This window comes from Brevibacterium permense, assembly GCF_013280495.1.
GTDB lineage: Bacteria > Actinomycetota > Actinomycetes > Actinomycetales > Brevibacteriaceae > Brevibacterium > Brevibacterium permense.
The window spans coordinates 76904-103413 of sequence record NZ_JABSSX010000009.1 but is presented as its reverse complement, the minus strand read 5'-3'; the positions used below and the strand labels follow the sequence as shown (position 1 = coordinate 103413).

Here is a 26510-nt window from a genome sequence, read left to right as displayed (position 1 = left end):
ACCCGGCACGCGACTATCCGTGTACCGGGCTGCGGTCATGATCCTTCGCCCCATCCCCACGCAGATTGTAAAGAGAATTTTAGCTCTCGCGGGGGCCGAAACCCAGGGATGAGGAGCGTTTGGCGGACCCCGCAACTGATCAATAGCTAAACCTTTTCACTGTGAGAGGGCGAATCGCTTTACTTAACGAACGTTTAGCTCTAGTTTGGTCTCGTGACTGAACAGAGCAAAGGCAACGGCGTCTTGACGACTGCGACAGAATCCATCCTCTCCGCCAGGGACATCGAGTTCCAACTCTATGACTGGCTCAAGGTCGACGAACTCTGCGACCGACCTCGCTTCTCCGACCATTCGCGTGAGGTCTTCGACTCCGTGCTCGAAGCCAGCGAGGAGCTTGCCAAGGAGCGGTTCGCGACCCATGCACGCAAGTCCGACCTCAACGAGCCGACGTTCGACGGCACTGCGGTGACGCTGATTCCTGAGATCAAGTCTGCGCTCGACCAGTTCGCCGGCATCGGCCTGCTGTCGGCGACGATGGATGAGAGCGTCGGCGGCATTCAGCTGCCGCATTCGGTCGCAAAGGCCTGCTTCGCCTGGTTCCAGGCGGCCAATATCGGTACCGCGAGCTATCCGATGCTGACCATGGGCAACGCCAATCTGCTGCTCGAGTACGGCACCGAGGAACAGATCGAGAAGTACGTTGTGCCCGAGCTTGACGGCCGGTTCTTCGGCACCATGTGCCTGTCCGAACCCGAGGTCGGCTCCTCCCTGGGAGATGTCACGACGAAAGCGGTTCCGGATCCCCAGGGCGGCGACGATGCGTTCCGCGTCCACGGCACGAAGATGTGGATCTCCGGCGGCGATCACGAACTCTCGGAGAACATCGTCCATCTCGTCCTGGCTCGTGCCGAGGGTGACCAGCCAGGGGTCAAAGGTCTGAGTCTGTTCCTCGTCCCGAAGTACCTCGTCAACGACGATGGCAGCCTCGGTGAACGCAATGATGTCGTTCTGTCTGGACTCAATCACAAGATGGGGTGGCGCGGAACGACGAACACTCTGCTCAACTTCGGTGAGGGCACGCACACGCCGGCCGGTTCCGCTGGTGCTGTGGGCTACCTCGTGGGGGAGCGGGGCAAGGGTCTGGCCTGTATGTTCCACATGATGAACGAGGCTCGCATCGGTGTCGGAGCCGGTGCGGTCGGACTGGGGTACCACGGGTACCTCGATGCCCTCCGCTATGCTCGCGATCGCCGCCAGGGTCGTCCCGACGGGGCGAAGGGATCCGATAGTGAGCCGATCCCGATCGCGGAGCACTCCGATGTCCGGCGCATGCTGCTGTCGTCGAAGAGCTACGTCGAGGGCGGGCTCGGGCTCATCCTCTATGCCGCGCGTCTGCTCGACGAATCCGAAACTGCTGATTCCGAGGCCGCGCGTGACCGTGCGGCACTGCTGCTCGATGTGCTCACCCCGATCGTCAAGACCTGGCCGAGCGTGTGGTGCCTGAAAGCGAACGACCACGCCATCCAGGTGCTCGGCGGAGCGGGATACACCCGCGATCACGATGTCGAACAGCTCTACCGCGACAATCGGCTCAACCCGATCCACGAGGGCACGCACGGCATCCAGGCCAAGGATCTGCTCGGACGTAAGGTCATCATGAAAGGCGGGGCAGGTCTGCAGGTGCTGCTGGAGCAGATGCGGGAGACCCTCGCCGAGGCGGCCGACCGCTCCGAATGGTCCGCTGAGACCGCGGCGCTGACGTCAGCCGTCGATCGTATCGAATCCGTCACCGCCGCAGTCTGGGCGAGCGGAGATCCAACGGTGGCCCTCGACAATGCGTGGACCTATTTGGAAGCAGTGGGACACACGGTCGTGGCGTGGCTGTGGCTGCAGCAGGGAATGGCTGCCGAGGCGACCGTCGGTGAACGTGGAGACTCTGCTTTCCTCAGGGGAAAGATCGCCGCGGCCCGGTATTTCTTTGCTCACGAACTGCCGCAGACCGGACCATGGTTCGATCTCGTTGCGAGCAGGGCGACGACATTCACAGACCTCGACGACTCCTGGCTGTGAGTGCCGTCAGGCTCCGGGGTCAGGTATTCGCCGATCGGCGATGATGAGCAGTCGCAGGAAGAATCCGCCGATCAGCAGACCCCCGATGAGGTCGGTGGCCCAGTGCCAGCCGAGGGCGAAGGACACGACCACGGAGTTCACGCTGACCGCTGCGACGCCCCAGCACAGCAGGCGCACGGTTCTGGTGGAGACCTTGCCGTAAGTGGCAATGAGGTAGGCGACTGCTCCGTAGATGAGTACGGCTTCGGCTGCGTGCCCAGACGGGTAGCTGATTCCGCGGCCGCCGATATCGATGAGACCGCCTTGGAAGAACCGCGGGTCGTGCAGGGTGGTCGCCGGTCGAGCGAGGAGGACCTTGAGCGAACCGATGCCGAGGTAGAAGGCCGCTTCGACAGCGATCGCGAAGACGATCGGTCGCCAGGACCGACGTTTACGTGCCAGCACGATCGCGGTGATCGCCAAGACGGGAAGACAGACTGCCTGGCCTGCGATGGGGTCGAGGATGTGCTGAACGAACCAGACGAGATCGGGTTCGAAGAGAAAGAGCCACCGTCGATTGAGCTTGTAGTCCCAGACTCGCAGCGGGCCGGCCGCGGCGAATGTGACGGCGATGAAAGCGATCGCCAAGACCCAGATTGAGGTTGCCCAGGACAGCAACCCCTGTGCTCGTTCTGTCCACTGACTGCGATCTGAGGGGTTGCTGATCAGCTTTTCGGATTCGACATAAGGTTCAGCAACCATCAGAGTCGATTTTAGACGGAGTCGACAATCACTTCTGCTGTGGGGGATAAAGAAACGGTGAATTCTCGCGAGGATTCTCTGAAAGTCGCGCCGATCGATCTATCGGAATCAGTGCCCGCGGGCGCGAACGACCATCGTGGCGATGCGCACGCGATTGTTCGTGTCCAGTTTGACGTTGATCCGGTTGAGGTGAGTCTTGACCGTAGCCAGACTCATGAACGTCTCCTCGGCGATCTCCTGATTGGACAGACCATCGGACACGAGCCCGGCGATCTGCCGCTCGCGGTCTGTGAGTCCGGACAGCAGTTCAACGGCCTCCCTCTGCAGTCGATGGTCTGAGTTCGATCTGACCTTGGAGATGACCTGCCGCATCGACTGCGGGGAGAGAATGGGCTCACCGGCGTGAACCCTGCGGATCGCGGCGGCGAGTTCCACAGGGCCGATGTCCTTGAGCAGGTATCCGGCGGCTCCGGCCTCGAGTGCCTTGAAGAGGTGATCGTCGCTGCTCATGCTCGTCAGAGACACCACCTTCGGCGGTCGTACACTGTTGAGCAGACGCTGAGTGGCTTCGATCCCGCCGATTCCCGGCATCTGGATATCCATGAGCACGACATCGGGAAAATGCAGAGACGCCTTCTCAACGGACTCTTCCCCGCTCAACGCCGAGGCGACGACGTCGACGCCGTCGGCGGCCTGGAGGATCCCCCTGATCCCGGTGATGACCATGGGATCGTCATCGACGACCATGACTCGGATCGGGGCGGCTTGGTTCATGAACGTCACAATACCCGAGGCCCATGACACGGATCGGCGCGGCGCGGAAGTCCCTGCTCCGCATCGCCTCAGGTCCGGGGTGAGAGGGACCGAAAGCACACCTGCACACGGAACTCATTGCCGAACACCCCGATCGACGCTTCGCCGCCGAACATCTCGGTGCGCTCGCGGATGCCGACCAGACCGGATCCCGATCCGGTCGATCCCAACTGAGCGTCCTGCGGACCCCGGCGGTGACCGGCCGGTCCCGGTCCGTGATCGGGCGCGCCGGCACCGGCTTCTCGTCCCGGTCCCGGCGCATATCGTGGGCGCGGCGGAACACCGACTGGGCCTGGAGGGCTGGGCAGCGGATTGCTCACCGAGATCTGGATTCCGCGAGCTGCCGAGACGGCGACGTCCACCGTCACGGGCACGTTCGGTGCATGTTTCATCGCGTTGGTCAGAGCCTCCTGAACAATGCGATAGGCCGCACGGTCGAGCGCAGGCGGACATGAGTCCACGTCCTGGATGACGACGAGCGGGCGGATGACCGTACCGGTGGAGGCCACAGAGGAGATGAGCTCGGGAATCGCTGACATCGTCGCACGACTCGGAGGCGACGAAGTGCCATGACGCGGCCGCGGATCGGCCAGATCTCCGCTCCTCACACCACCCACCAGATGACGCAGATCCTCCATGGACGCACGGGCCTCCTCCCGCAGAGCAGACGCCGTCGCAGCGACCTCGGGGTCGGTGCGTGCACCGACCTCAAGGGCACCGGTATGCAGAGAGATCACCGACAGTCGGTGGGAGAGCGTGTCGTGAAGCTCGCGTGCCAAGAGCTCTCGTTCCGACTGCCGCGCGATTTCGGCCGAGAGCGACTCATTCCGCTGAGCCTCGCGCTCGGCGATCGACTCGACCGCTCTCATCCTTTGAGTCCGACGCAGAAGCGCACCGACTCCCAGCGCCGTACACAGTGCGATGACACCGGCGGCGACCGTGATGATTCTGATCGCCAGGTGCGAATCCTCCGGTGGGATGGTCGCCTCGAGTCCGGTGACCTGAGCCGGATCGGGCAGGAAGAAGATGCCGAAGGGATTGCGCTCAGCCGGTGCCAGACACATCCTCAATGTGGAGAACGCGATCAGTCCGGTGCCCACCGCCGAGGCGGTGATCGCCTGCCGCCGGGGTGCTCGGATGACGAGGTGGAAGATCGCAATGAGCAGCATCAGCGCATCTCCCCAACCTGCGGTGAGCAGTCCACCGGCGACGAAGGGCACCCACGGCCATCGGTGACGGAGGAAGACGAGCCCCCACACGAGGAACAGCAGCAGGACGGCGACGAGTCCGGTGTCGTTGAGTTCCCCGTCGGAGAAGGCCCAGGCGTTCGCCGTCACCGCCATCGACGAGGTGAAGAACCCGAAGAGGTAGAGAATGACGCCGACGAGGATGCTGGCGGCGATGCGCACGCCGCGCGGGATTCTGCGGCGAGGAACGGATTGTACTGACACAAGAGAATCGTAACTGCGGGCGCTGACACACGTAGTCCACCTCTCGGCTGGTCGGGATCAACCGATCGGCTGGAGCGGTCCAGCCCGATTGCGGACGCGCCGGTGTGCGGACGGGACGAAGCTGGAACAGTCAGCCAGAACCAGCTTCGAAGGAGCGTCATGTCCCATTCGCGGAATCCCCAGAACACCCCGCAGCAGCCGCAGTCACCACAGCCTCAGCACCAATGGTCCCCGCAGCACCAGCCCCCTCACAGCCCCCACCCCCAGCAGCCAGCTCAGAACTACGACCACCAGCAGTGGGCATCCGCACCGAACGCACCTGCCTATGGAGCCGGCGGCTACCCGCAGCAGCCCTACGGCCAGAAACCGCCGAAACGGAAGAAGCCGCTGCTGAAGCGCTGGTGGTTCTGGTTGCTCGTCATCATCGTCATCATGGCTGTTGCCAGCGCGATCGGAGGCGGGGGAGACGACACCGGCAGTGCGGAGGGCGGCACGTCCGACGCTCAGCAGTCGGGGGAGTCCATGAAGAAGAAGGAGGCCGCCGACAAACCCGCCGAGGAGGTTTCGTACGGTATCGGAGACACCGTGGCCGCCGATGACTGGGAGATCACCGTCGCAGAGGTCGAGGATGGTGTCTCACAGGTCGGCGACGAATTCCTCAACGCCAAGGCACAGGGACAGTTCGTCCAGATCGAACTGTCGGTGAAGAACACCGGATCGGATCCGAACTTCTTCTTCGAAGACGACATCAAACTCGGTGATGAGTCCGGCAACACCTACTCTGCGGACTCAGAAGCCGGTATCTATGCGGCCGAGAACAACATCCTCTTCCTCGAAGAGATCAACCCCGGAAACACCGCCGAGGGTGTCCTCGTCTTCGACGTGCCCGAAGACGCCGACCCGAACAAGCTGACCTTCGCCGGCGGAGTGTTCTCCGACCCGGTGGAGATCTCCTTGAAGTGACCTCACCGGTGCAGCTGTTCCGCCCGGGCGATGATCGACCGGGCGGCTCTGACCGTCTGCTCGAGGAAACCGCGCCCGAACAGACGGATATGAGCGAGCAGAGCGAAGAAGCTGTGCGCCGGCAGGTCATCCCGCCAACCGTCCGGCATCCGATGGATCTGTTCGTAGCCGGAATAGATCTCGTCGAGATGCGCGGTTCCGAAGAGGCCGAGCAAAGCCAGGTCCTCCAACCGGTGTCCGCCGTGCGCGGCCGGATCGATGAGAGTGACCCCGTCCGGCGTCCACATGAGATTTCCCGCCCACAGATCTCCGTGAACGCGTGCCGGGGCCTCCTCGTCCTCGCCGCAGATCCCGGCGAAAACTCCGGACGCGATCGCATCGATCGCCGAGGCGACCGTAGCCCGATCCTCACCCGTGAGATCCCCGGCAACCGTCGAGATCAGAGGACGCAGGCGCTGCTCGACCCAATAGTCAGTGAAGTCGCCGACGGACTCGGCGGGCACCTCGAAGGGATTGTCGAGGGGCCCGAAGAACGACAGCGGAGCCGGTGACCAACCGAAACCGGGAGCACCCGCATCGTGAAGCCGGGCCAGGTCGCGACCGAAGGCGGCGGCCGCCTCGGCGGAGGGACCCACCTCGTCGAGACGGCGCAGCTGCAGAAAATCCGCGCCATGTTCGATGACGTCGACGACAGGGACCACACCCGGTTCGGCCAACCATCTCAGCCCCGCGGCCTCGGCGGCGAAGAAGCCGTCCGGGGCGGACTTCCGCAGTTTGAGGAAATCAGTCATGGCCCCAGGGTAGTGGCCCGGTCGTCGGCTATCAGCCTGATCACGGTCACGGGGGTCACCTGGGTCCGCTGCGGGGCAGGGGCACCTGTACGATCGAATTATGGCTTGGCAGTACTGGACGGAAGCCGCCCGGCAAGGGGGCTGGCGTGAAGTTCCCACCCCGCACGCGGACCCTGACTCAGGGAGCGAGCTGCGGATCATCACCACCGCCTCGGCGGTGTCGAAGGGCACCGAATCACTCGTCCACACCGGCCGCATCCCCGCTCGCGTCGAAGACTTGATGCGGGCTCCTCACCAGCTCGGGGACTTCCCGTTCCCAGTGTCGTACGGCTACCTCGGCGTCGGCGTCGTCGACGAAGGACCGCGTGACTGGATCGGCGCTCGGGTCTTCGGCCTACTGCCCCATCACTCCCACCACATTGTGACCACCGAGGATGTCCACCTCATTCCCGATGACATCGACGACCACAGGGCGCTGTTGGCCGGCGCCGTCGAAACCGGTCTCAACATCCTCTGGCAGCAGCCGCCGCGCTTCGCCGACCGCGTCGCCGTCATCGGTGCGGGCATGATCGGCACATCCACCGCGCTGCTGGCCTCCCGGATGCCGCTCGACCGACTCGAAATCGTCGAGACCGACCCGCACAGGCGCGCACTGCTGGCCGACCTCGGCCTCACCACGGTCGCACCGGACGATGCCTCCTCCGACTGCGACCTCGTCATCAACACCTCCGGGAACCAGGCCGGACTGGCCCGCGGACTCGAGATCACCGGCGACGACGGCACCGTGATCGAAGCATCCTGGTACGGCAGCGACAGCCCCAGCGTGCCGCTCGGCGCAGACTTCCACGCCCGCCGGCTGAGCATCATCGCCTCACAGGTCGGCGAGGTCGCCGCCGGACATCGAGCGCGCCGCACCCGCACCCAACGGATGTGCGCGGCCCTGACAGCCTTGAACGATGACCGCTTCGATTCCCTGATCACCGGAGTCTCCGACTGGACGGAGCTGCCGACGGTCATGGACGAACTCAGCGGCGGTGACGGCCCTGCCCGCTCCGCACTCTGTCATGTCATCGACTACACGGGCGCCCACGCCGACTGACTGATTCCCGGGCACTGCAGTCGCGTCGAACCGCACGCATCCGCAACCCGGAGACGAAGAACCAACCGGTACCCCGAGAGGAAAGAGAAGACGATGTTCGGACTCACCGTCAACGACCACGTGATGATCGCCCACAGCCTGCCCGACGAATTCTTCGGACCAGCCCAAGGCGTCCACGGTGCCACTCTCGAAGTCTCGGCGACCTTCACCCGTCCGAGCCTGGACGAGCATTCAGTCGTCCTCGACATCGGCGAAGCCATGAGCCTGCTCGACGCGGCCCTGTCCCCACTGCGCTATGCGAACCTCGACGAACACCCGGACTTCACCGGGAAGCTGAGCACGACCGAAGCCGTCGCCGAATACATCGGACAGCGCCTGGCCGAATCCCTGGCGGACCGCCCCGAGATCGGCATCAGCATCGAGCTGCGGGAGAATCCGCGCGCAGCGATCACGTACACCGTCCCGGAGCGGGCGTGAGCCTTCACCTCATCGAACCCGATCTCGGCCGCATCAGCGGGGGAGCGGCATTCAACCGGGCAGTCGCCGAGGCGGCCGGTCCCCGGATCGTGCTCCATTCGGTGCCCGGTTCCTGGGATGAACCGGGACCAGCCGAGTCAGCGGCTGTGAATAATCTCCTGGCCGCAGTGACCGGACCCGTCCTCCTCGATGGGCTCATCGCCACTGCGCTGCCCGAGGTGATGACCGATCCTGGAGACACGAACCGCACCGAGCAGGGTTCGCCCATCCTGCTTATCCATTGCCTGGCAGACAGTGACGACAGAGCCGCCTGCGACCGCGAACGACAGGTCGTCAGTGCCGCTCCCGCCGTCATCACCACGAGTCGGTTCACCGCCGCAGGATTGGAATCTCGGTACGGGATCCGCGCCGAGGCGGCCGTGCCCGGAAACCCTGCACGCCCACAGAGCTCTGGCGGCGGCGGAGGCCATTTCGTGTGTATCGGCGCCATCGAGGAGAACAAAGGACAGCTGCTCATCGCCGAAGCCCTGACAGAGCTGATTGGCGGAGAAACAACACAATCCGATGTCCGCAAACAGGATGATGCGGCTGCAGAACGGCCGTGGCGGGTCACCTTCGCCGGCCCGCTTGTGGACGCAGATTACGGCCGCCGGCTGCAGGCGGCGTGCCAAGAGTTGCCTGCGGGCAGAGCCGACGTCGTCGGAGAACTCAGCCCCGCCGAGATCGACGCCTTGTACAGCAACGCCGACTTGCTGCTTCTGCCCTCACGCTCGGAGGCCTATGGGATGGTCGTCGCGGAGGCGGCCGCCGGCGGGATCTCCGCCTTCGTCACTGTCGGAACCGGAGCCGAAGAGCCTCTGGGTGCCGGACTCGGCTTGCCCCGCACCGTCGGCGCGTGGGCACAGGCACTGCACCGCTGGCTGACCGACGTTGAGTTCCGCACCGAACTGGACGAATCGGCCCGCCGGAATCGTCCCAACGCCGTACGCTCGTGGACTGACACCGCCGACACGGTTCTGCGCATCGCCGCCGACCATTCCCGCCCGGCCGCACCGGCTTCCTCGGTCGAACAGCAGGAATCGTCAGTTGTGGCGGACAACAAGCAGAGGAGCAACTCGTGACTGCGGCCGAACCCGACTGGCTGGATCTGCGCCGTTCCGTCGATGACGCAGCGCGCCAGGAGTCGCTGCATCTGCTCGATGACGCAGTCGCACGACTGAGGTACGGAGCAGAGTCGAACACGAAGTCACTGCTGGCCATCGATATCGGGGCCGGCACCGGCAACTCTGCGCTGTGGTTCGACGCTGCCCTGCGCTCTCGCCTGCCCGACTGGCAGATCAACTGGATCCTCCTCGACTCCGACCAAGCTTCCCTCGATCTGGCGGCAACGGCACTACCTGACGCACGCACGATCTGTGCCCCGATCTCCGCGCTCCCGACTCTCAGCGCCGAGCTGCTCTCTGCTTCGGATTTCCAGGGATCCCAGCTGCTGCTCACCTGCAGCGCCCTCTTCGACGTCCTCACCGAAGCCGACCTCACCGCCGTCATTCGCACCCTCACCGACCACGACGGCCTCGGTCTGTTCCTGCTCAGCATCGTCGGAGGGTGGGAACTCGACCCTTCCCATCCGCACGACGCTGCCATCGACGCAGCCTTTACCGCCCACCAGCACCGCGACGGCAGGCTCGGCCACCACGCCCCCGAACACCTCATGAGCGTCGCCCGCAGACACGGACTCACCGCATTCGAGGGTCCCAGCCCGTGGCGCCTCTCGGTCCCGGAAGACCGGACCTTCCTCAACAGATTCCTCTCCGAACGACTCGAGGCAGCCGTTGAGGAGGACCCGGCGCTCGCCGCAGCCGCACAGGACTGGTGGAGTCAACGGCTGGCGCAGCTGGACTCGGGACTGCGCGTCAGGGTCGACCACCTCGATGTGCTCATCGACGCTGTCGACCGCGGACGACAGACCCCAGCCGTTCGTGCGGCCACCCCTCCGACTGGGACAGAAGTGACATGACCTGGGCGAAGAGGGCCCTCATGCTCGCAATCACCGTCGCGCTGCTGGCGCTGACGGTGAGAGTCGTCGGCGCTCAAGCACTCGTCGACGGATGGCAGGTCCTCAACGTCTGGACGGTCCTGGCCGCACTCGGCTGCGGATTCATCATGACCGGCGCCCAAGCTCTGCGCTGGACGCTGCTGCTCGCACACAGAGGCACGACCATCACGTGGTCACGGGCCCTCGCCGACTGCTATTCCTCGTCGCTGCTCAACATGGTCCTGCCCGGCGGACTCGGCGGAGATGCCGCCCGAGTCGCCGTCTACCGGCACACCGGAGCGAAGAAGTGGCTGTCACCTCTGGTTGCCGTCGGCGCCGAACGACTGAGTACGACGACGTTGCTCTTCGCCACCGCCTCCTTCACCCTCATCGGAGTCTCCGGCCGGCTGGCACTCATGGCCGCCGCCGTTTCTATTGCGACCCTGGTCGTCTCCGAGTGGGGCATGCGGGGAATGGACTGGCGGCACACTCTCACCATCTGGTTGTCCTCGGCCCTGGGAATGGCAGCTCTCTTCGTACTCTTCCTCATCGCCATGGCGGCACTCGGGGAACCCGTCGTGCCGGTGCTCGCGGTCGTCGGACTCGCCGCGATGAGCATCCCGATCGGCGTCGGCGGATGGGGTGTGCGCGAACTCAGCGTCAGCCTCATCGCAGCCGGAATCTCCGTGTCGATGGACACCGCAGTGACAGCCTCGACCGGCTACGGCCTGCTCGCGGTGATCTCTACGCTGCCCGGAATCGTCACTGTGTGGGCTGCGGGGACTCGACGGAAGCGGACTCCTGCACACTCGGGCTCAGCTGCGAATGAGCAACCGCAGCCGGACTGAGCAGGTATTCGGTACACATATCCTCGCCGAGTTCGAACCGACGGAACGGCGTCCGCAGAGCCTGCGCCATCACCTCGGACCCTTCGAAACGGATGCCCGGCACACCATCGCCGATGAACACCGGAGCGGTGGTGAGGAACAGACGGTCGAGAGCACCCGCGGCAAGAAATGATGAGACGGTACGTCCGCCGCCCTCGACGAGGATGGACCCAGCCACCTCGCCACGGACGACGTCGATGATGTCCTGTGGGGACGCCGACGGGGGAAAACGGACCACGCGGACGTGGTCACCGACATCCGCATTGGGAGCCGCCTCGGCGCCGATCAGCCATATGGTCGGTGTCGGACCGATGCTCAGCACCGTCGACGTGACCGGCACACGGGCGTGCGGATCGAGGACGACGCGGACCGGGTCGGTGCCGGGCACCGCACGGACGGTCAGCTGCGGATCATCGGCGATGACGGTCTGAGCACCGACGAGGACGGCGCCCACATGAGCTCGGATCCGGTGCAGATGGGTGCGATCCGTGGTTCCGGAGACGAAGCAGGCGTCGCCGGTGCGGGTGGCGATGAATCCGTCCTGGCTCTGTGCGAGTTGGGCGACGACCTCCTCGTTCGCGGCCAGAGCTGCGTAGATGTCCGTATCGACACCCATGTCGACACCGGGCAGCTGCGTCCGCGATGACTCCGTATCCCTCGCGGGCGGGACATCGTGGTCCATCCGCTGCCGTTTGGTGGTGAGATAGGCACTGTTCTCCGGCCGGTCGGCCACGGGCAGCCGAACCCGGGAAACGACCTCGATGCCCAATTCCTCGAGCGCGTGCTGTTTGCTCGGATTCGAGGTCAGCAGCCGGATGCGCGGGCAGCCGAGCTCACGCAGAATCATAGCCGCCGCAGTGTAGTCACGGGCGTCGTCGGGCAGTCCAAGGGCACGATTGGCGGCGACGGTGTCCATGCCCTCGTCCTGGAGAGCATACGCCTGCAGCTTCGCGGCCAGGCCGATTCCGCGACCTTCATGCTCGGCCATATAGACGAGCATTCCGTGTCCCTCGGCCGCGATCGCAGCCAACGCCGCATCGAGCTGGTCCCCGCAGTCGCACCGATGCGAACCCAGAGCATCACCGGTGAGGCATTCGCTGTGTACCCGGACCAACGGTCGGACACAACCGGCCGGGTCGCCCATTGTCAGCACCGCATGGGTGACTGCGTCGGCAGTGAACGACCTGATGGCGAATGTCCCGTGCTCCGTGGGCAGCGAACTCACCGGGCCCGTGACGAGGCGCTCGGGGCCGGTGCTGGTGTGCGTCGACGTCATGCCAACAGTATAGGAAGAAAGATCGTGGTCACCGTGCATGTCGCTCGAGCCAGATGATATCGCGGCCGAACGACCAGGTGAGCGCGGCCAGAGCCAGTCCGGCCGCACCGAAGCCGATCCATTCGTGAGCTTGGGCCAGGGGAGAGGCGGCAGTGATGAGGAGGATGCCCTGCGATGCGGCTACCACCTTGCGCATCTGCGAGAACGGCAACTTCTGCTGCCACTGGGGACGGAACGCCGTGATGAAGCGGAAGACGTAGTAGTACAGGCCCGGCAATGCCGTCCACCACCCCCACAACGGGACGAGCGCGAGCGCGAGGATGAGGATGAACACGGCATCGACCGTCTCGTCGAACCCGGCTCCTGCCTCGGTGACCTGGGTGCGGCGGGCCACGAATCCGTCGAGTCCGTCGAGGGCGAGAGCGAGTGAACCGACGATCACGGCGGCCCACGTCAGGCCCGGCTGCGAGTGGATGATCAGGCAGGTGCAGACGATGACCAGGCCCAGTCGGCAGGCCGTCACCGTATCGGCCGGCGTCCACGGCCGACCCCGGCGCAGGCGCGGTCCGACGCCGATCGCCGCGACCACGACGACAGCGAGCACCGTCACCAGTGCAGGGTTGAGGATCACGGAGACGATCGCCGAGGCGGCCAGAAGAGACGCTGCCACGGTTCCGCTGCGTACGGCGCCGTTGAGCAGCCCGGTCCAGGTACCGATTCCGGTATCGACTCCGGCATCGCCGGAGCCGGTGCCTGTGCCGCCGACTGTGCCGGCGGCGTCGGTCCGTGGCTGGGTCACAAAAAGCTTCCTTTCTCAGGTGCCGACAAGCGTGCCTGTCGGTGTGATGGACGTGACAGACTCTGATCCTCACCATAGACGATGTCGGAACGGATCAGCCGCGAAGGGTGGCTATCGGTGGGAAAGGGGCGAGAATCACCCGTAATGTCGTGGTGACGGTTTCGGTGCGGACTGTCCCCGGTACCGGCCGACGTCATAGGGTGAACCCAGAGTCCGCACCGCACAGAGACGGACCCGGGACGAAAGGGGCACCCACAGGTGACGAAGAACGGAGACCACAGCGCCGCAGGAGCGCAGAACGGCCATTCGTGCTGCGCCCCGGCGACCACCCGCGCCGAGGCGACCGACAGCCATCCGATGACCGTTGCAGCTGGTCCTGCCGTGAATTCCGAGTCGAGCCCCGAGTTCAGCTTCGACTTCGTCACAGCCGGCGGACCCTTCGATATGGGCGATCCCTTCGGCGACGGGCATCCTGCCGATGGTGAGGGACCACGTCACCGGGTCGACCTCACCGAATTCGAGATCGCGACGACGAGCGTGACGAACGACGATTTCGCCCGGTTCGTCGCTGATACCGGCTTCGTCACAACGGCAGAACGTTTGGGAACCTCGGCGGTGTTCGCCATGCTCCTGGAGACCAATCCGGGGGCGCGGGCTCATGTTCTCGGCCAGGCTCCGGGCGTGCCCTGGTGGGTCGAAGTCTCCGGGGCGAACTGGGCCGCACCAGAAGGGCCCGGATCCACCATCGATGACCGGAGAGACCATCCCGTCGTCCACATCAGCTGGGACGATGCCCAGGCCTATTGCGCTTGGTCCGGTACACGGCTGCCGAGCGAGGCCGAATGGGAGCTCGCCGCTCGCGGTGGTCTCAAAGGCCGCCGTTATCCGTGGGACAACCGGCTGCTGATCGACGGGGAATGGAACTGCAATATCTGGCAGGGCGAATTCCCGACTGCGAACACCCTCGACGACGGGTTCATCGGGACCGCACCGGCCCGACACTTCGCTCCTAACGGTCTGGGCCTGTTCAACACCGTCGGCAATGTGTGGGAATGGTGCGCCGACTGGTTCGCTCGCGACTACTACCAGCGTTCCCCGCAGTCCGATCCGCGCGGCCCCGATACCGGAGATAAGCGGATCATGCGCGGAGGATCGTTCCTGTGCCACGACTCCTACTGCAACCGCTATCGGGTGGCCGCCCGATCCTCGAACACACCTGATTCCTCGGCCTCGAACATCGGCTTCAGAGTCGTCGGCGGAGCACTCTAACCTTCGACGTCAGCTCGTGAGTTCTGCTCCGAGGCGGCACCTCGGGCAATGACAGTGGGACCGCCTCGGCCGAGCATTTGGACGCTCGATAGACTTCGGATCATGTCGAGAATCACCTGCCCCGAACTGAGCACGAAGACCGTCACCGCGGAGGAAGCGGCCCGCCATATCGACAATGGCCAACGTGTGGCGATGAGCGGCTTCACCGGTTCCGGGTACCCGAAGGCAGTGCCGGTGGCGGTGGCCGCACGTGCTCAGGCCGCCCACGACCGTGGTGAGGACTTCCGGATCGAACTGTGGACGGGAGCCTCGACCGCACCGGAACTCGACGGGGTACTCGCCGAAGCGAACGCGGTGAGCAAACGGCTGCCGTTCCAATCCGATCCGGCGATGCGGGCCTCGATCAATTCGGGTGACACCGCGTATGTCGACACTCACCTCAGCCATTCGGCTCAGCAGGCCTGGTTCGGCTTCTACGGCAACCTCGACGTCGCCGTCGTCGAAGTCGCGGCGATCCTGCCCAACGGTCTGCTGGTTCCCGGCAGCTCCGTCGGGAACTCGAAGACATGGCTCGACCTAGCCGATAAGGTCGTTCTCGAGGTCAACGACTGGCATCCGCGCGGGTACGAAGGCTTCCACGACGTCTACTACGGAACCCGGCGTCCGCCCGAGCGGCTGCCGATCCAACTGCTCGAGCCGATGCAGCGCATCGGTGACCCCTATCTGCGTGTCGACCCGGCGAAGGTCGTCGCCGTGGTGGAGACGAACGCTCCGGACCGGAACCTGCCGTTCAAACCTGCCGACGAGGACTCGAAGGAGATTGCCGGCCACCTCGTTGACTTCCTCCGCCATGAGATCGCCGCAGATCGGCTGCCGCCGGAGCTGCTGCCGTTGCAGTCGGGAGTCGGGAATGTCGCCAATGCGGTGATGGTCACTCTCGCCGACAGCGAGTTCGCGGGACTGACCGCCTATACGGAAGTCATCCAGGACGGAATGCTCGACCTCATCGACAGCGGAAAGCTCACCTCGGTGTCGGCGACGGCGTTCTCACTCTCGGCCGAACGGGCAGCCGACTTCAACGACCGGATCGAGTCGTACAAGGGCAGGATCCTGCTGCGCACCCAGGAGATGTCGAACCACCCAGAAGCCATCCGCCGACTCGGCATCATCGCCATCAACGGAATGGTCGAGGCCGATATCTACGGCAACGTCAACTCCACGCATGTGACCGGTTCGTCGATCATCAACGGCATCGGCGGCTCCGGTGACTTCGCCCGCAACGCCTACCTCAACTTCTTCGTGTCGAACTCGCAGGCCAAAGCGGGAGCGATCTCTGCGATCGTGCCGTTCGCCAGCCATATCGACCACACCGAACACGACACTCAGATCTTGGTCACCGAACGGGGCCTGGCCGATCTGCGCGGACTGCCGCCGGTGGCCAGGGCACGGAAGATCATCGACAACTGCGCCCACCCGGACTACCGGGACCGTCTCACCGACTACCTCGAACGTGCGATCGCGGCGAACCCGACCGGTCGGCATACCCCGCACATCCTCGCCGAGGCTCTGTCCTGGCACGAGAAGTTCATCACGACCGGGCACATGTGAGCGGCAGCGGGGCCCCGACCCCGCCGGTTCAGCCGCTTATCACGGTCGGCACCGCGGCGACCACCCAGGCGAGTCCTGGCCCGATGAGGCACATGAGGCCGGCGTAGCCGATCATCTGTCTGTAGTAGCGGTCGCGGATGCTCGGATGGACATTGGCCAGGAGCATCGCGCCGTTGGTCGAGAACGGACTGATGTCGACGATGGTCGCGGCGATCGCCAGCGCCGCGACGAACCCTCCGACATGCACGTCGCCCGACTCGAGGAACGGCACCGCCAGGGCGATGACGACACCGATGATCGCCAAGGACGACGCCAGCGCGGAGATCAGGCCGGACATGTAGAACAGCAGCAGCGCTGCCAGCAGGGGGACGCCGATCGCTGAGATGCCGGCCGAGACCCATTCGACGGTTCCGGCCTCCTGCAGCACGGCGATGTAGGTGAGCACTCCGCAGATGAGGACGACGATCGACCATGAGACCTTCGACAGCGCGGCCTTGCCTGCGGCCGGGTCGATGGCGGCGAGCACTACCGAGATCGTGATGGTCACCAGGCCCACATCCCAGCTGAAGATGATCACGGACAGCGCCATCGCGATGAGCCCGATCAGGGTCGGGATCTGAGCGCGTTTGAGACGGATGGTCGTTCCGCCGTCGAATTCGGACTCGGGGTGGGGGTGAGCCCCATCTGCCTCCGCGCGCAGTCCTGGCCGGCGACGGAGGACGAACCAGACAACGACCGCGAAGACGGTATTGAAGATGAACGGGGCGAGGAACAAGGTCAGCGGCGTCGGTGTGAGACCGTTCGTGGTCAGATAGTCATTGATGAAGATGCCGTAGACGCTGATCGGGGAGAACGCGCCGGCCAATGCTCCGTGCACGACGAGCAGACCGACCATGAACTGATTGATCCGATGACGCCGCGCGAACGACAGCGCCAGCGGCGCGATGATGGCCACCGCGAAGAGCGCCCCCAGCGAGATGAGGACAGCCGTCAGTGCGAAGAAGATCCAGGGGATGAGTCCGACGCGCCCGCCGACGAGCTTCACACACCAGCGGACGATCACTTCGATGGCACCGTTGTTCTGGGCGAATCCGAAGAGATAGGTCAGGCCGACGAGCGTAAGGAAGAGGTCGACGGGAAATCCTGCGAGGAACTCTTCGGGCGCCTGGTGCAGGACGAGGCCGCCGACGCCCGCGGCCGCGATGAAGCCGAGCAGGCCCATATTGATGTCCCGCCAGGTTCCGATGACGAACATCAGTCCGAGGACGACGACGCAGATCAGTTCTGCACTCATGGGTTCAGCTTCTCCTTCGAACGTCAGCCGCGGAATGTCCGGCGGCACACGGGCATGCGACTCAAATTAATGCATGTCACCTGGTGCGATCAGGTCCATTCGGCATATGAACTCACAGTGACGTTCAGCGGAAGAATTCACGCGCCGATTCGCCGCTTCGTATAACTGAGGTCAGAATTCGTCCATCGCGGATAGTGCGGACGATCACAGACTCGTTAGTGTGTCATTCAGCTTCATCGGGCCGCACGCGAATCATTTGGACTCAACGCGGCATCCTCCTTCTCTCAGTCTGCGAAAGGTCGCCGTCGATCATGAACGAATCCACACCGGAGCCCAGCGAATCAGATGTGCTCACGGCCGCCTCGGCGATCGTCGATGCCTTCGCCGCCACGGACACTCAGTCATACTTCTCCCGATTCGCCGAGGACGCCTCGTTCGTCTTCCACCCCGAAGCGCGACGCCTGAACACTCGTGCGGAATATGAAAGGGAGTGTGCTTCGTGGTTGGCCGACGGTTGGTCAGTGGCCGCCTGCGCCTCATCGGACCAGCTCGTGCAGACCTTCCCCGGCGGAGCCGTGTTCTCCCACACCGTCGATACGACCGTGAACACCGCAGACGGGCGGGAATCGTACCGGGAACGCGAATCGATCGTCTTCCGCCGCCTCGGTGACGGTGAACTCATCGCCATCCACGAACACCTCTCCACGGTCCCGGATTCTGCCGACAGCTCGTCGGCGGCTGGTCCCAGTGCCGCCGAAAGCAAGCCCAGCGCCGAGGAGGTCGCGCAGTGAACTGGTACCGCCGTTTGGAACAGCGATTGGAATCCGGCCACGATTCCGGAGTCATCCGCGGAACCCTGAGCGGGGGACGGATGTTCATGATCTGGCTGGCCGCGAACCTCGTCGTCACGACCCTGTTGACCGGAACCCTGTTCGTCCCCGGCGTCGACTTCGCCACAGCGGTCATCGTCATCATCGTCGGCACGCTCATCGGCACCATCGTGCTCACGCTCATCGGCAACATCGGCACCCGCACGGGCCTGGCGACCATGGCCATCACCCGCGGGGCCTTCGGCGCCAAGGGCAGCTTCCTGCCGGTCGCCGCCAACGTCATCATCCTCATGGGATGGAGCTGGGTGCAGGCCATGTTGGCGGGAATCAGCGTCAACTACGTCGTCGCCCAGACGACGGGATTCTCCAACCCGATCCTCTTCTCCGTGCTCTGCCAGGCGCTCGTCGTCGGACTTGCGATCCTCGGCCACGAAGGGATCGAGAAGGCCGAACCCTGGTTCGCTCTACTCATCCTGCTGGTCATGGCCTATGTCTTCGTCATCGCGTTCACGGGACACTCACCCGGCGAATATGCAGGAATCGAGAGCCTGCCGGAGCTCGAGTTCACTCCGGTCCTCGCACTCGATATCGTCATCTCCACAGCCATCTCCTGGACCGTGCTATCCGGCGACCTCAACCGTTTGGCCGGGACTCAGAAGGCCGGAATCGTCGGATCGGGTCTGGGCTACCTGACCTCGACCGTGCTGGCGATGCTGCTGGGTCTCACCGCGTTCAGCTTCATCCTGCTCGACGGGGGAGACCCGGCCGAATTCGACCCGACGGCCCTAGCCGCGGAATTCGGGTGGGCGCTGGCCATCGTCATCTTCCTCTCCGTCATGGCCACGAACACGATGGTCGTCTACGGAATGGTCAACTCCGTCGTCGGCGCACAGAGCAGGACGAAGCTGAAGTTCCTGCCGACGGCCCTCATCCTCGGCGCGATCTCGATCATCGGATCGACATGGCTGGCCCTGCTCGACCAGTACACCGACTTCCTCACGATGATCGGGGCGTTCTTCGTCCCCGTCTTCGCCATCCTCATCGTCGACTACTACATCATCAAACGCGGTGCCTACTCACCCGATATCCTCAAGGACTCCGGCGGCCTCTACTCCTACACTCGCGGAGTCAATTGGGTGGCCGTCGGTGTGTGGGTCCTCGGGGCGTTGGCGTCCTATGTGCTCACCTACGCCTATCCGAGCCCGATCGGAGCGACGATCCCGTCCTTCGCCATCTCCTTCGTGCTCTACCTCGCGCTGTCCTGGGGCAGCCGAGCGAAGTTCGCGGGAACTCGGCATGCGCACCTGGCCGACGGGATCCGCGGAAGCTGAACGGGCAGTTCTCGGTTCCGGGCCGGGAACTGACCACTATGTGCCGTTCCCAGGTGATGAAGCAGCACAGGCGCTATGATCGCAACGGTCGGCCGGAATCACAGAAGGGAACCGGGTGTCTGTGATGGTAGTCTTCGACAGGTTCATGCCCCCGAACCGTCGACTCAACCCCGAGGCGCTGGCCTGGGTCGCGGTGATCGTGCTTGCCATCGTCATGCTCGCGGTGGAATCGTCGATCGCCGTCTCGGTCAACGAGGCCCCCGTCGCATTGGCCTTCGTCGTCACCATCGTCCATGTCGGGTCCATGCCGCTGTCCATGTTGCGCCCGCTCTTCGGCACGATCATGTCGATCGCAGCCTGCACTGTGCTGCCGCTGCTGGGACCGCTCGTGTCGGGGGTGCCGTGGCCCTGGATGGTTCCGATGATGATCACTCAGATCGTCATCATCCTCATCATCGGCCTCCGCGCCCACTGGGGAGTGGCCCTGGCCGCACTGCTCGGCAGCATCGCAGGTTCGGCGGCCGCGGTGCTCATCACTCATCTGCTCGTCGCAGACACCCGCACCGACGGTGCCATCGTCAACATCCTCATCTACTCCTGCATCGCCGGCGGCGTCTACCTCGCCGCGGTCATCATTCAGCAATGGCAGCTCATCCGCTCCCAACTGGTCCAGGAGAAGGAGAACACCGCGGAGGAACACTCCAAACGCGTGGCCATCGAGGAGAAGGCCCGCATCGCCAGGGAACTCCACGACATCGTCGCCCACAGCATGTCGATCATCAACATCCAAGCCTCCAGCGCACCGTTCCGCCACGCCGGGATCGACTCAGAAGTGGCCAAAGAGTTCGAAGACATCTCCACCTCCGCCCGCACAGCACTGACCGAGATGCGCGGACTGCTCAGCGTCCTGCGCAACGATGAAGGCGGAGGCGAACTGGCGCCGCAGCCGAAGTTCTCCGAGATCGACCCGCTCATCGAGAAGGCCCGACAGGCCGGAGTGCAGGTCACCGTCGAACGCAGCGGCGAACCGATCGATCACCTCATGCGCGACAGCACCGGACTCGCCGGCTACCGCATCATCCAAGAAGCCCTGAGCAACGCGATCCGCCACGCCCGCAACTCCGCCATCGCCATCCGCATCCGCGGTGGCAGCTCAGCCGTCTGGATCAGCGTCACCAACGACCACGGCGACGGGCCGGGCGAGGCCGCAAAACACGAGAAGCACAGCCGGCAGGGACTGATCGGCATGCGCGAACGGGCAGCCTCGGTCGGTGGGGAGATCCGCAGCGGAGCCACTGCCGATTCAGGCTTCGCAATCGAAGCAGTGCTGCCGCTTTCGCCCCGCGAACGCTCGACCGACGACGGTGAACCGAGCGCCGACACACCGGCCACGGACACTTCGGTCACGGACAAGGAGACCCCATGATCAGGATCGTCATCGCCGATGACCAAGCGATGGTCCGCGCCGGCTTCGCCGCGCTGCTGAGCGCTCATGCAGATATCGAGGTCATCGGACAGGCCGAAGACGGTGCACACTGCGTCGAGCTCGTCGCCGACCTCGACCCCGATATCGTCCTCATGGACGTGCGAATGCCGCTGATGGACGGAATCGAAGCAACCCACACGATCGTCGCCGCGAATGCCGAGACCCGAATCATCATGCTCACCACCTTCGACATCGACGACTACGTGTTCGACGCCATCCGCGCCGGGGCCAGCGGTTTCCTCCTCAAGGATGCCCCGCCCAGTGAACTCGCCGAGGCGGTCCGCATCGTCGCCGGAGGCGAAGCGCTCCTGGCCCCGAGCGTGACGAAACGGGTCATCGAACACTTCGCCACCGGAGGACAGAAACCCAACCGCACAGCGCTGCCCGAACTCACCGACCGGGAGCGCGAGATCCTCATCCAAGTCGCCCGCGGAGCGTCCAACACGGAAATTGCGGCGAGTCTGCACATCGCAGTGCAGACCGTGAAGACCCACGTCTCCCGGATCCTGTACAAACTCGATGCCCGAGACCGCGCCCAAGCAGTCATCGCCGCCTACGAATCCGGTCTCATCGTCCCCCACAGCTGAGTTCTGCACCTGTCCTCCGCTGAGACCCCCTACCCGAGTAGGGGGTGAAGAACGGCTCCCAGGGGTGACGAAAACCGGCTCGGACATCCATACGGTGGGAACCATGAACCCGTCTGACCTCATGACCTCCGAACCGACTTCCCCAACTGCCACCGCACTGTCGACCCCGGCACCGGATCGGGCCACCCGGGCGGAGGTGCTCGAACGCAGGCGAGCGAAGAGGGGAACCGCCGAACAGGAGTTCACCAGCGACTTCAGCGCGCTGATGGCCCAGGTCAAAGAAGCGGGCCTGCTGGCCAGACGGCCGGGTTGGAACACCCTGCGCTTCGTCCTCCTGGGACTCGGCTACGTCGCGTCCTTCGCCATGCTCTTCCTCATCGGTGAGAGCTGGTGGCAGATGGCGACCGCAGTCGTCTTCGGCGCACTGTTCACGCAGACAGCCTACGTCGCCCATGACGCAGCACACCGACAGATCTTCACCAGCGGAAAAGTGGGGGAGTGGGTGTCGACGATCATCGGCAACCTCTTCATCGGACTGAGCTACGGATGGTGGCTGAAGAAGCACAATGCGCTGCACCACGCCAATCCGAACAAGGCCGGAGTCGACGGAGACATCGCTCCCAACGCCCTGGTCTTCACTCCTGAGGATGCACGTGAACGCAGAGGCCTCGCCAAATGGTTCGCCGCACGTCAAGGGTGGTTCTTCCTGCCGCTACTGACCCTGGCAGGCCTCCAGCTGCACGTCGAATCCGTCAAGGCCATCGTCCGGGGACAGTCGTCGATCAAACGCCGTTGGATCGAAGGCGTCTTCATCGGAGTCCGCGTCATCGGGTTCCCCGCGCTCGCCATCTGGGCGGCAGGTCCGCTCATCGGCAGCGCCTTCTTCCTCGTCCAGCTCGCCGTCTTCGGCGTGCATATGGGCGGATCATTCGCTCCCAACCACAAGGGGCAGCCGATCGTTCCCAAAGATGTGAAGATCGACTTCCTGCGCCGTCAGACGCTGATGTCACGCAATATCTCCGGCGGTCGCTTCATGGGATTTCTCATGGGCGGTCTGAACTATCAGATCGAACACCACCTGTTCCCCAGCATGCCGAGCGTCAACCTGCACCGGGTGCAGCCGATGGTCCGCGAATACTGCCGCCAGAAGGACATCGCCTACACCGAGACGACTCTGTTCGAGTCCTACAAGATCATCATCGCCTACCTCAACAGGGTGGGTCTCGGCGAAGCCGATCCCTTCGACTGCCCCGTCACCGCGCAGTTCCGGTCCCGCTGACCGGCGGGCCGTATTCGGTTCGCGTTGACGGACCGTCGGGGGAGACTCAGGTGAGGTGATCGTGGGCGCCGGAGACCCATTCGGCGTAGCGTTCCGCTGAAGTCTGTACGGCAGAGTGTGCCCCGGAGTCGATCGACTGACCGAAGTTGCCGTACATGCGGTCGAAATCGAGATCGATCACCGAGGCCGCGATGCGCCTGACGACAGCAGCCGACAGCGGCAGATAGTTCGGGAAGCTGCGCATGAACGTCACCCACCCCGACCGCGCCACCGGACCGATCGAATCCCCGCTGAGCATGACCCCGGTGCCGTCGGCGCCCGTCCAGACTGCCACTGCACTGCCGGGGAAATGACCTCCGGTCCTCCGGAGCCTCACCCCCGGCACCGGCTCCGCCTCGTGGAAATAGGGGCAGACGGCACGGCCGGTCCGCTGCACCCATTCGAGGTCGGCCCGGCACACGAAAACGGGAGCTTCGTCGAAGGCGGCGCTCCATTCCAACTGGGTGCCGAACATGTGCGGGTGGCTGGCGGCGATCGCCGCAACTCCGCCGAGGTCCCGGACCGCCGCGACCGCCTCGGCGTCGATATAGGCGGGGACATCGAAGAGCACATTGCCGGATTCGGTGCACGCGAGATAGCAGGTCTGCCCGATCCCGAGCTTCGGTTCGACGCGGATGGCGAAGAGACCGGGTTCCCGCTCCGTGGTGGTGATGCGGTGGCCTTCGGATTCGAGGTCTGCCCGGGTCGTCCACTGTTGGCCGGAGGCAGGAATCCATTGCCGATCGTCCTCGCAGATCGGACACAGCTGAGGCGGAGGCGTCGTCGTCTCCACCCCGCAGGTAAGGCAGATCGTCACATCGGAAAATGCCACCATGTCATCCTCTCGGTTCCACAGAGGAAATCACAGACTCCCACCGAGCCTAGTCCTCACATGAAGTGAAGACCAGGATCGATGGGAGTCCAACGACGCGCCAGCTTGTCAGTGGGCGGCCGCGTGCGCCTTCCTGTGGGCGATGACGTGGCCGACGAGGATGAGCGCGATGCCGACGACGAGCCAAGCGCTGAGCACCCACCACTGGAGAGCCGACGGCGCGTCAGGGAAGTAGGAGAGATCGCGCAGCAGCGTGCCCGCCGCTCCGGGGACGAAGAACTGACCGATGTCGTGCCAGACCTCCGACGACTCCGTAGACGAAGGTGCCGACCAGGCGCATCCGCCGTGAGCGGATGCCCATGCTGGTGAGCACACCGCCGACGATGCCGCCGGGTCAGCGGTAGACCCGCGATGGCCAGGCCCGCACCGGAGCGGTCGTCATCGGGGAGCGGCACGACGTCGGTGATCTTCACCTGCGGAACCTCCATCGCCGAGGCGGCCGGATCGGCGCCGTCTCCAGCCGGGTTGCTCTGGGGCGGGGCCTGACCGGAGGCAACGGCCTCGAGGGCCTTCTGCATCTTTTCGTGCGTTCCTAGAGCCCCGAGATCGCCTGTTGGTCGATGTTGTGCTGCATCTGGGTGCCGATTCCGCTGAGCTGCTGCGCGACAGCCGGGGAGGCGGCCTTGGCGATGAGGATCTCCGGTTCGTCCTTGAGGACGAAGGCGCCTTAGACTTCACGTTCCTTGATAAGGTTGACCGCCTCGGCGCGTGAGTCGATGGTCCGAGGTGTTCGTCGAGCTCATCGATTCCCTGCTCATCGACAATCCGTTCGCCTCGGTCATGGTTCAGGTCTGGGGAGAGTCTTCCTACGACAAGGAGTTCGCGAGTTTCGCCGGTGGGGTGTTCGAGTCGCTCATCGAAGAATTCACCGTCTATCTTGCCGCCTATCTGCAGGATCATCGGGGAGCGGACGCCGAAGCCGCGCGGGCTCGGGCCTCGGCAATGGTGCCCGGGCTGCTGGCAATGATCCAGGGGGCCGTCGTCCAGGCGACCGTTTTCGGCAAATCCTCCCGGCTGCGGGTCCGGGCCGGAACCGAAGCAGTGCTCACCAGCGTCGATTTCTGAGTTCGTCGGCTGCTCAGACGGAATCGCCGTCGTCATCGACCGAGTGGACGCGATCTTCGCGCATGCTCACCGTATCGACGCCGCTCAGTTCCATGAGCGGGGCGACGAGCAGGTGCAGAGACCGCTTTCCGTCGAACCTCACATCGACCTGCACCATCCGCGTCTCGTCGGGGGACTCGAAGCGGCGCGAATCGACGATGGTGTTCGCAAAACCCATTCGGCCCGCCAGAGCGAGGATCTCGCGGAGGACACCGGCCCCGTCGCGGTAGGTGATGCGCAGGAGTTTGCGGTGGTCGCTGTTGGGAATCTTGCGGATGAGAGGCGCGATGACGAACAGTGTGAACAGGTGCAGGGCAGTGAGCATCGCGGCCAAGGGCAGCATTCCCGCACCGCAGGCCATTCCGACGGCCGCGGTGACCCAGATCGTTGCGGCGGTGGTGAGTCCGCGCACCATGTTGCGTCCTTTGAAGATGACTCCGGCGCCGAGGAAGCCGATTCCGGACACGATCTGCGCGGAGATTCGTGAAGGGTCGAGGCGGACGTCGTTCTCGAGCACTCCGGCGAATCCATACGCGGAGATCAGAGTGAAAGCGCAGGTGCCGATGCCCACGAGCACGTGGGTGCGGTACCCGGCGGCTTTCTGCCTGAACTGCCGCTCGAAGCCGATGAGGGAACACAGGACGAAGCTGGCCAGCAGCAGACCTGCTTCCAGCAGGCCGGTGCTGCTCATGATGTTCTCAAGCGACGCGGAGTTGACCATAGTGCCTTCACCATAGCCCCACACCCAACGAACAACCCCCAATTACTACCTGACGGCGGCCCAGCAACCTCGCGCGCGGTTGCGGGGCCGCCGTCAGGTAGCAATTGGGGAGGGTCAGTGGATGAAGACGGCCACGATGACGTTGATGACCGCGAAGGCCACCACCAGATGGGCAATGGTCGCCGACGGGTTCGCCACCTTCACGCCTGCACCGCCCTCGGCCGGGGCAGAAGCGGCGAAGGCCTTCTGCTTCTTGTTGCCGATGAACGCGAAGACAGTGACGAGGATCGCCACGACCAGCTTGATGCCGAGCTTCATATGGTTGACGTCGCCATCGCCCATCTCGGCCAGCCCCATGAGCAGCAGGCCGGTGACCAGCTGCAGATAGGCGCCGTGCAGCATTCCGGGCATCACTTTGGGGGAGCGGATGACGGTGAAATAGCCACCGACGATGATGGCCATGCCCAGCAGATGCAGGGTCAGAAGAATCTCGCGTAGAATTTCCATACAGTTAATCGTAGTGGCATGATGGTGTCTCGTGAGCGCGGGCCCCTCTACTGGTGCACGCTGTTCCGCCCTGGTGTAATGGCAGCACGCCGGCCTTTGGAGCCGTGCAGTATAGGTTCGAATCCTATGGGCGGAGCTGGCCCAACCCGACATGCGAAGGA

Annotated in this window: 27 protein-coding genes and 1 tRNA gene; 17 read left to right on the top strand and 11 right to left on the bottom strand. The window is 64.4% G+C overall.

The genetic code is table 11. The annotated features are described in order from the left end of the window. Positions 1–213 precede the first annotated feature (213 nt). Entirely contained in the window at positions 214–2070 is a 1857-nt protein-coding gene (locus HK353_RS12820) for an acyl-CoA dehydrogenase (protein ID WP_342589920.1), read from the top strand. Between the two features lie 6 nt (positions 2071–2076). Here the strand turns inward: HK353_RS12820 and HK353_RS12815 are convergent, their stop codons facing one another. The 3 genes from HK353_RS12815 to HK353_RS17490 form a co-directional block, all read right to left on the bottom strand. Continuing rightward, positions 2077–2811, bottom strand: a complete 735-nt coding sequence (locus HK353_RS12815; RefSeq protein WP_245395991.1) for a phosphatase PAP2 family protein — start codon at positions 2809–2811, stop codon at positions 2077–2079. A gap of 108 nt (positions 2812–2919) precedes the next feature. Continuing rightward, positions 2920–3585, bottom strand: a complete 666-nt coding sequence (locus tag HK353_RS12810) for a response regulator (protein ID WP_173156665.1) — start codon at positions 3583–3585, stop codon at positions 2920–2922. Positions 3586–3653: 68 nt separating this feature from the next. After that, complete coding sequence (locus tag HK353_RS17490; RefSeq protein WP_342589919.1) at positions 3654–5075, bottom strand: sensor histidine kinase; 1422 nt, start codon at positions 5073–5075, stop codon at positions 3654–3656. A gap of 159 nt (positions 5076–5234) precedes the next feature. Between HK353_RS17490 and HK353_RS12800 the strand changes: the two genes are divergently transcribed. After that, positions 5235–6038, top strand: coding sequence for a DUF4352 domain-containing protein (locus tag HK353_RS12800; protein ID WP_173156663.1), 804 nt, complete (start codon positions 5235–5237; stop codon positions 6036–6038). A gap of 2 nt (positions 6039–6040) precedes the next feature. Here the strand turns inward: HK353_RS12800 and HK353_RS12795 are convergent, their stop codons facing one another. Further along, positions 6041–6829, bottom strand: coding sequence for a fructosamine kinase family protein (locus HK353_RS12795; RefSeq protein WP_173156661.1), 789 nt, complete (start codon positions 6827–6829; stop codon positions 6041–6043). Between the two features lie 100 nt (positions 6830–6929). Between HK353_RS12795 and HK353_RS12790 the strand changes: the two genes are divergently transcribed. From HK353_RS12790 to HK353_RS12770, 5 genes are all read left to right on the top strand, one after another. Beyond that, the gene (locus HK353_RS12790) at positions 6930–7928 is read left to right on the top strand and encodes a zinc-dependent alcohol dehydrogenase (protein WP_173156659.1); all 999 of its coding nucleotides are present in this window, start codon (positions 6930–6932) and stop codon (positions 7926–7928) included. Between the two features lie 93 nt (positions 7929–8021). Continuing rightward, positions 8022–8405, top strand: coding sequence for a 6-pyruvoyl trahydropterin synthase family protein (locus HK353_RS12785; RefSeq protein WP_173156657.1), 384 nt, complete (start codon positions 8022–8024; stop codon positions 8403–8405). Continuing rightward, a complete protein-coding gene (locus HK353_RS12780; protein ID WP_173156655.1) occupies positions 8402–9526 on the top strand; it encodes a glycosyltransferase in 1125 nt (374 codons plus the stop codon). The genes HK353_RS12785 and HK353_RS12780 overlap by 4 nt, the downstream gene beginning before the upstream one ends. Continuing rightward, positions 9523–10422, top strand: a complete 900-nt coding sequence (locus tag HK353_RS12775) for a class I SAM-dependent methyltransferase (protein WP_173156653.1) — start codon at positions 9523–9525, stop codon at positions 10420–10422. Before HK353_RS12780 ends, HK353_RS12775 begins: the two co-directional genes overlap by 4 nt. Positions 10423–10442: 20 nt before the next feature. Then, positions 10443–11288: a lysylphosphatidylglycerol synthase transmembrane domain-containing protein gene (locus HK353_RS12770; RefSeq protein WP_173156651.1), complete on the top strand. Its 846-nt coding sequence runs from the start codon at positions 10443–10445 to the stop codon at positions 11286–11288. On the opposite strand, the gene ribA is transcribed toward HK353_RS12770, so the two are convergent. Beyond that, a complete protein-coding gene (gene ribA, locus HK353_RS12765; protein WP_173156649.1) occupies positions 11203–12603 on the bottom strand; it encodes a GTP cyclohydrolase II in 1401 nt (466 codons plus the stop codon). The two genes, HK353_RS12770 and ribA, sit on opposite strands and share 86 nt — an antisense overlap. Before the next feature lie 28 nt (positions 12604–12631). Then, on the bottom strand, positions 12632–13402 hold the full coding sequence (locus HK353_RS17145; protein ID WP_173156647.1) for a CDP-alcohol phosphatidyltransferase family protein: 771 nt from the start codon (positions 13400–13402) through the stop codon (positions 12632–12634). Positions 13403–13759: 357 nt separating this feature from the next. On the opposite strand from HK353_RS17145, the gene HK353_RS12755 reads away from it, so the two are divergent. Both HK353_RS12755 and scpC read left to right on the top strand, forming a co-directional pair. Continuing rightward, the gene (locus tag HK353_RS12755) at positions 13760–14671 is read left to right on the top strand and encodes a formylglycine-generating enzyme family protein (RefSeq protein WP_173156705.1); all 912 of its coding nucleotides are present in this window, start codon (positions 13760–13762) and stop codon (positions 14669–14671) included. 102 nt (positions 14672–14773) lie between these two features. Continuing rightward, complete coding sequence (scpC, locus tag HK353_RS12750) at positions 14774–16279, top strand: succinyl-CoA:acetate CoA-transferase ScpC (RefSeq protein WP_173156645.1); 1506 nt, start codon at positions 14774–14776, stop codon at positions 16277–16279. Between the two features lie 28 nt (positions 16280–16307). On the opposite strand, the gene HK353_RS12745 is transcribed toward scpC, so the two are convergent. After that, positions 16308–17573 carry an SLC13 family permease gene (locus tag HK353_RS12745; RefSeq protein ID WP_173156643.1) on the bottom strand — a complete coding sequence of 422 codons (1266 nt, stop codon included), beginning with the start codon at positions 17571–17573 and terminating at the stop codon, positions 16308–16310. Positions 17574–17884: 311 nt separating this feature from the next. On the opposite strand from HK353_RS12745, the gene HK353_RS12740 reads away from it, so the two are divergent. From HK353_RS12740 to HK353_RS12720, 5 genes are all read left to right on the top strand, one after another. After that, positions 17885–18364, top strand: a complete 480-nt coding sequence (locus tag HK353_RS12740; RefSeq protein WP_173156641.1) for a YybH family protein — start codon at positions 17885–17887, stop codon at positions 18362–18364. Next, positions 18361–19734: a purine-cytosine permease family protein gene (locus HK353_RS12735; RefSeq protein WP_342589918.1), complete on the top strand. Its 1374-nt coding sequence runs from the start codon at positions 18361–18363 to the stop codon at positions 19732–19734. Before HK353_RS12740 ends, HK353_RS12735 begins: the two co-directional genes overlap by 4 nt. Positions 19735–19879: 145 nt before the next feature. After that, a complete protein-coding gene (locus tag HK353_RS12730; protein WP_173156638.1) occupies positions 19880–21160 on the top strand; it encodes a sensor histidine kinase in 1281 nt (426 codons plus the stop codon). Further along, positions 21157–21807, top strand: a complete 651-nt coding sequence (locus tag HK353_RS12725) for a response regulator (RefSeq protein ID WP_173156636.1) — start codon at positions 21157–21159, stop codon at positions 21805–21807. The genes HK353_RS12730 and HK353_RS12725 overlap by 4 nt, the downstream gene beginning before the upstream one ends. Positions 21808–21910: 103 nt before the next feature. Further along, complete coding sequence (locus tag HK353_RS12720) at positions 21911–23086, top strand: fatty acid desaturase family protein (protein ID WP_245395990.1); 1176 nt, start codon at positions 21911–21913, stop codon at positions 23084–23086. Between the two features lie 46 nt (positions 23087–23132). Here the strand turns inward: HK353_RS12720 and HK353_RS12715 are convergent, their stop codons facing one another. Further along, entirely contained in the window at positions 23133–23960 is an 828-nt protein-coding gene (locus HK353_RS12715) for an MBL fold metallo-hydrolase (protein WP_173156634.1), read from the bottom strand. Positions 23961–24065: 105 nt separating this feature from the next. After that, entirely contained in the window at positions 24066–24332 is a 267-nt protein-coding gene (locus HK353_RS12710) for a hypothetical protein (protein ID WP_173156632.1), read from the bottom strand. A 238-nt stretch (positions 24333–24570) separates the two neighbouring features. Between HK353_RS12710 and HK353_RS12705 the strand changes: the two genes are divergently transcribed. Both HK353_RS12705 and HK353_RS12700 read left to right on the top strand, forming a co-directional pair. Then, positions 24571–24729, top strand: coding sequence for a hypothetical protein (locus HK353_RS12705; protein ID WP_173156630.1), 159 nt, complete (start codon positions 24571–24573; stop codon positions 24727–24729). Then, positions 24726–25082, top strand: a complete 357-nt coding sequence (locus HK353_RS12700) for a TetR family transcriptional regulator C-terminal domain-containing protein (RefSeq protein ID WP_173156628.1) — start codon at positions 24726–24728, stop codon at positions 25080–25082. Before HK353_RS12705 ends, HK353_RS12700 begins: the two co-directional genes overlap by 4 nt. 13 nt (positions 25083–25095) lie before the next feature. Here the strand turns inward: HK353_RS12700 and HK353_RS12695 are convergent, their stop codons facing one another. Continuing rightward, positions 25096–25842 carry an MgtC/SapB family protein gene (locus HK353_RS12695; RefSeq protein ID WP_245395989.1) on the bottom strand — a complete coding sequence of 249 codons (747 nt, stop codon included), beginning with the start codon at positions 25840–25842 and terminating at the stop codon, positions 25096–25098. 114 nt (positions 25843–25956) lie between these two features. Beyond that, positions 25957–26349 (bottom strand): hypothetical protein, encoded by a 393-nt coding sequence (locus tag HK353_RS12690; RefSeq protein ID WP_173156626.1) that lies wholly within the window; start codon positions 26347–26349, stop codon positions 25957–25959. A gap of 64 nt (positions 26350–26413) precedes the next feature. On the opposite strand from HK353_RS12690, the gene HK353_RS12685 reads away from it, so the two are divergent. Further along, positions 26414–26485, top strand: a tRNA-Gln gene (locus HK353_RS12685). Positions 26486–26510 lie beyond the last annotated feature (25 nt).

Bases quoted from the DNA above. Each gene is read 5' to 3' on its own strand.
- HK353_RS12815 (WP_245395991.1), bottom strand. From the start codon at position 2,811: ATGGTTGCTGAACCTTATGTCGAATCCGAAAAGCTGATCAGCAACCCC.
- HK353_RS12810 (WP_173156665.1), bottom strand. From the start codon at position 3,585: ATGAACCAAGCCGCCCCGATCCGAGTCATGGTCGTCGATGACGATCCC.
- HK353_RS12800 (WP_173156663.1), top strand. From the start codon at position 5,235: ATGTCCCATTCGCGGAATCCCCAGAACACCCCGCAGCAGCCGCAGTCA.
- HK353_RS12795 (WP_173156661.1), bottom strand. From the start codon at position 6,829: ATGACTGATTTCCTCAAACTGCGGAAGTCCGCCCCGGACGGCTTCTTC.
- HK353_RS12790 (WP_173156659.1), top strand. From the start codon at position 6,930: ATGGCTTGGCAGTACTGGACGGAAGCCGCCCGGCAAGGGGGCTGGCGT.
- HK353_RS12785 (WP_173156657.1), top strand. From the start codon at position 8,022: ATGTTCGGACTCACCGTCAACGACCACGTGATGATCGCCCACAGCCTG.
- HK353_RS12770 (WP_173156651.1), top strand. From the start codon at position 10,443: ATGCTCGCAATCACCGTCGCGCTGCTGGCGCTGACGGTGAGAGTCGTC.
- ribA (WP_173156649.1), bottom strand. From the start codon at position 12,603: ATGACGTCGACGCACACCAGCACCGGCCCCGAGCGCCTCGTCACGGGC.
- HK353_RS12755 (WP_173156705.1), top strand. From the start codon at position 13,760: ATGACCGTTGCAGCTGGTCCTGCCGTGAATTCCGAGTCGAGCCCCGAG.
- scpC (WP_173156645.1), top strand. From the start codon at position 14,774: ATGTCGAGAATCACCTGCCCCGAACTGAGCACGAAGACCGTCACCGCG.
- HK353_RS12745 (WP_173156643.1), bottom strand. From the start codon at position 17,573: ATGAGTGCAGAACTGATCTGCGTCGTCGTCCTCGGACTGATGTTCGTC.
- HK353_RS12740 (WP_173156641.1), top strand. From the start codon at position 17,885: ATGAACGAATCCACACCGGAGCCCAGCGAATCAGATGTGCTCACGGCC.
- HK353_RS12730 (WP_173156638.1), top strand. From the start codon at position 19,880: ATGCCCCCGAACCGTCGACTCAACCCCGAGGCGCTGGCCTGGGTCGCG.
- HK353_RS12725 (WP_173156636.1), top strand. From the start codon at position 21,157: ATGATCAGGATCGTCATCGCCGATGACCAAGCGATGGTCCGCGCCGGC.
- HK353_RS12720 (WP_245395990.1), top strand. From the start codon at position 21,911: ATGAACCCGTCTGACCTCATGACCTCCGAACCGACTTCCCCAACTGCC.
- HK353_RS12715 (WP_173156634.1), bottom strand. From the start codon at position 23,960: ATGGTGGCATTTTCCGATGTGACGATCTGCCTTACCTGCGGGGTGGAG.
- HK353_RS12695 (WP_245395989.1), bottom strand. From the start codon at position 25,842: ATGGTCAACTCCGCGTCGCTTGAGAACATCATGAGCAGCACCGGCCTG.
- HK353_RS12690 (WP_173156626.1), bottom strand. From the start codon at position 26,349: ATGGAAATTCTACGCGAGATTCTTCTGACCCTGCATCTGCTGGGCATG.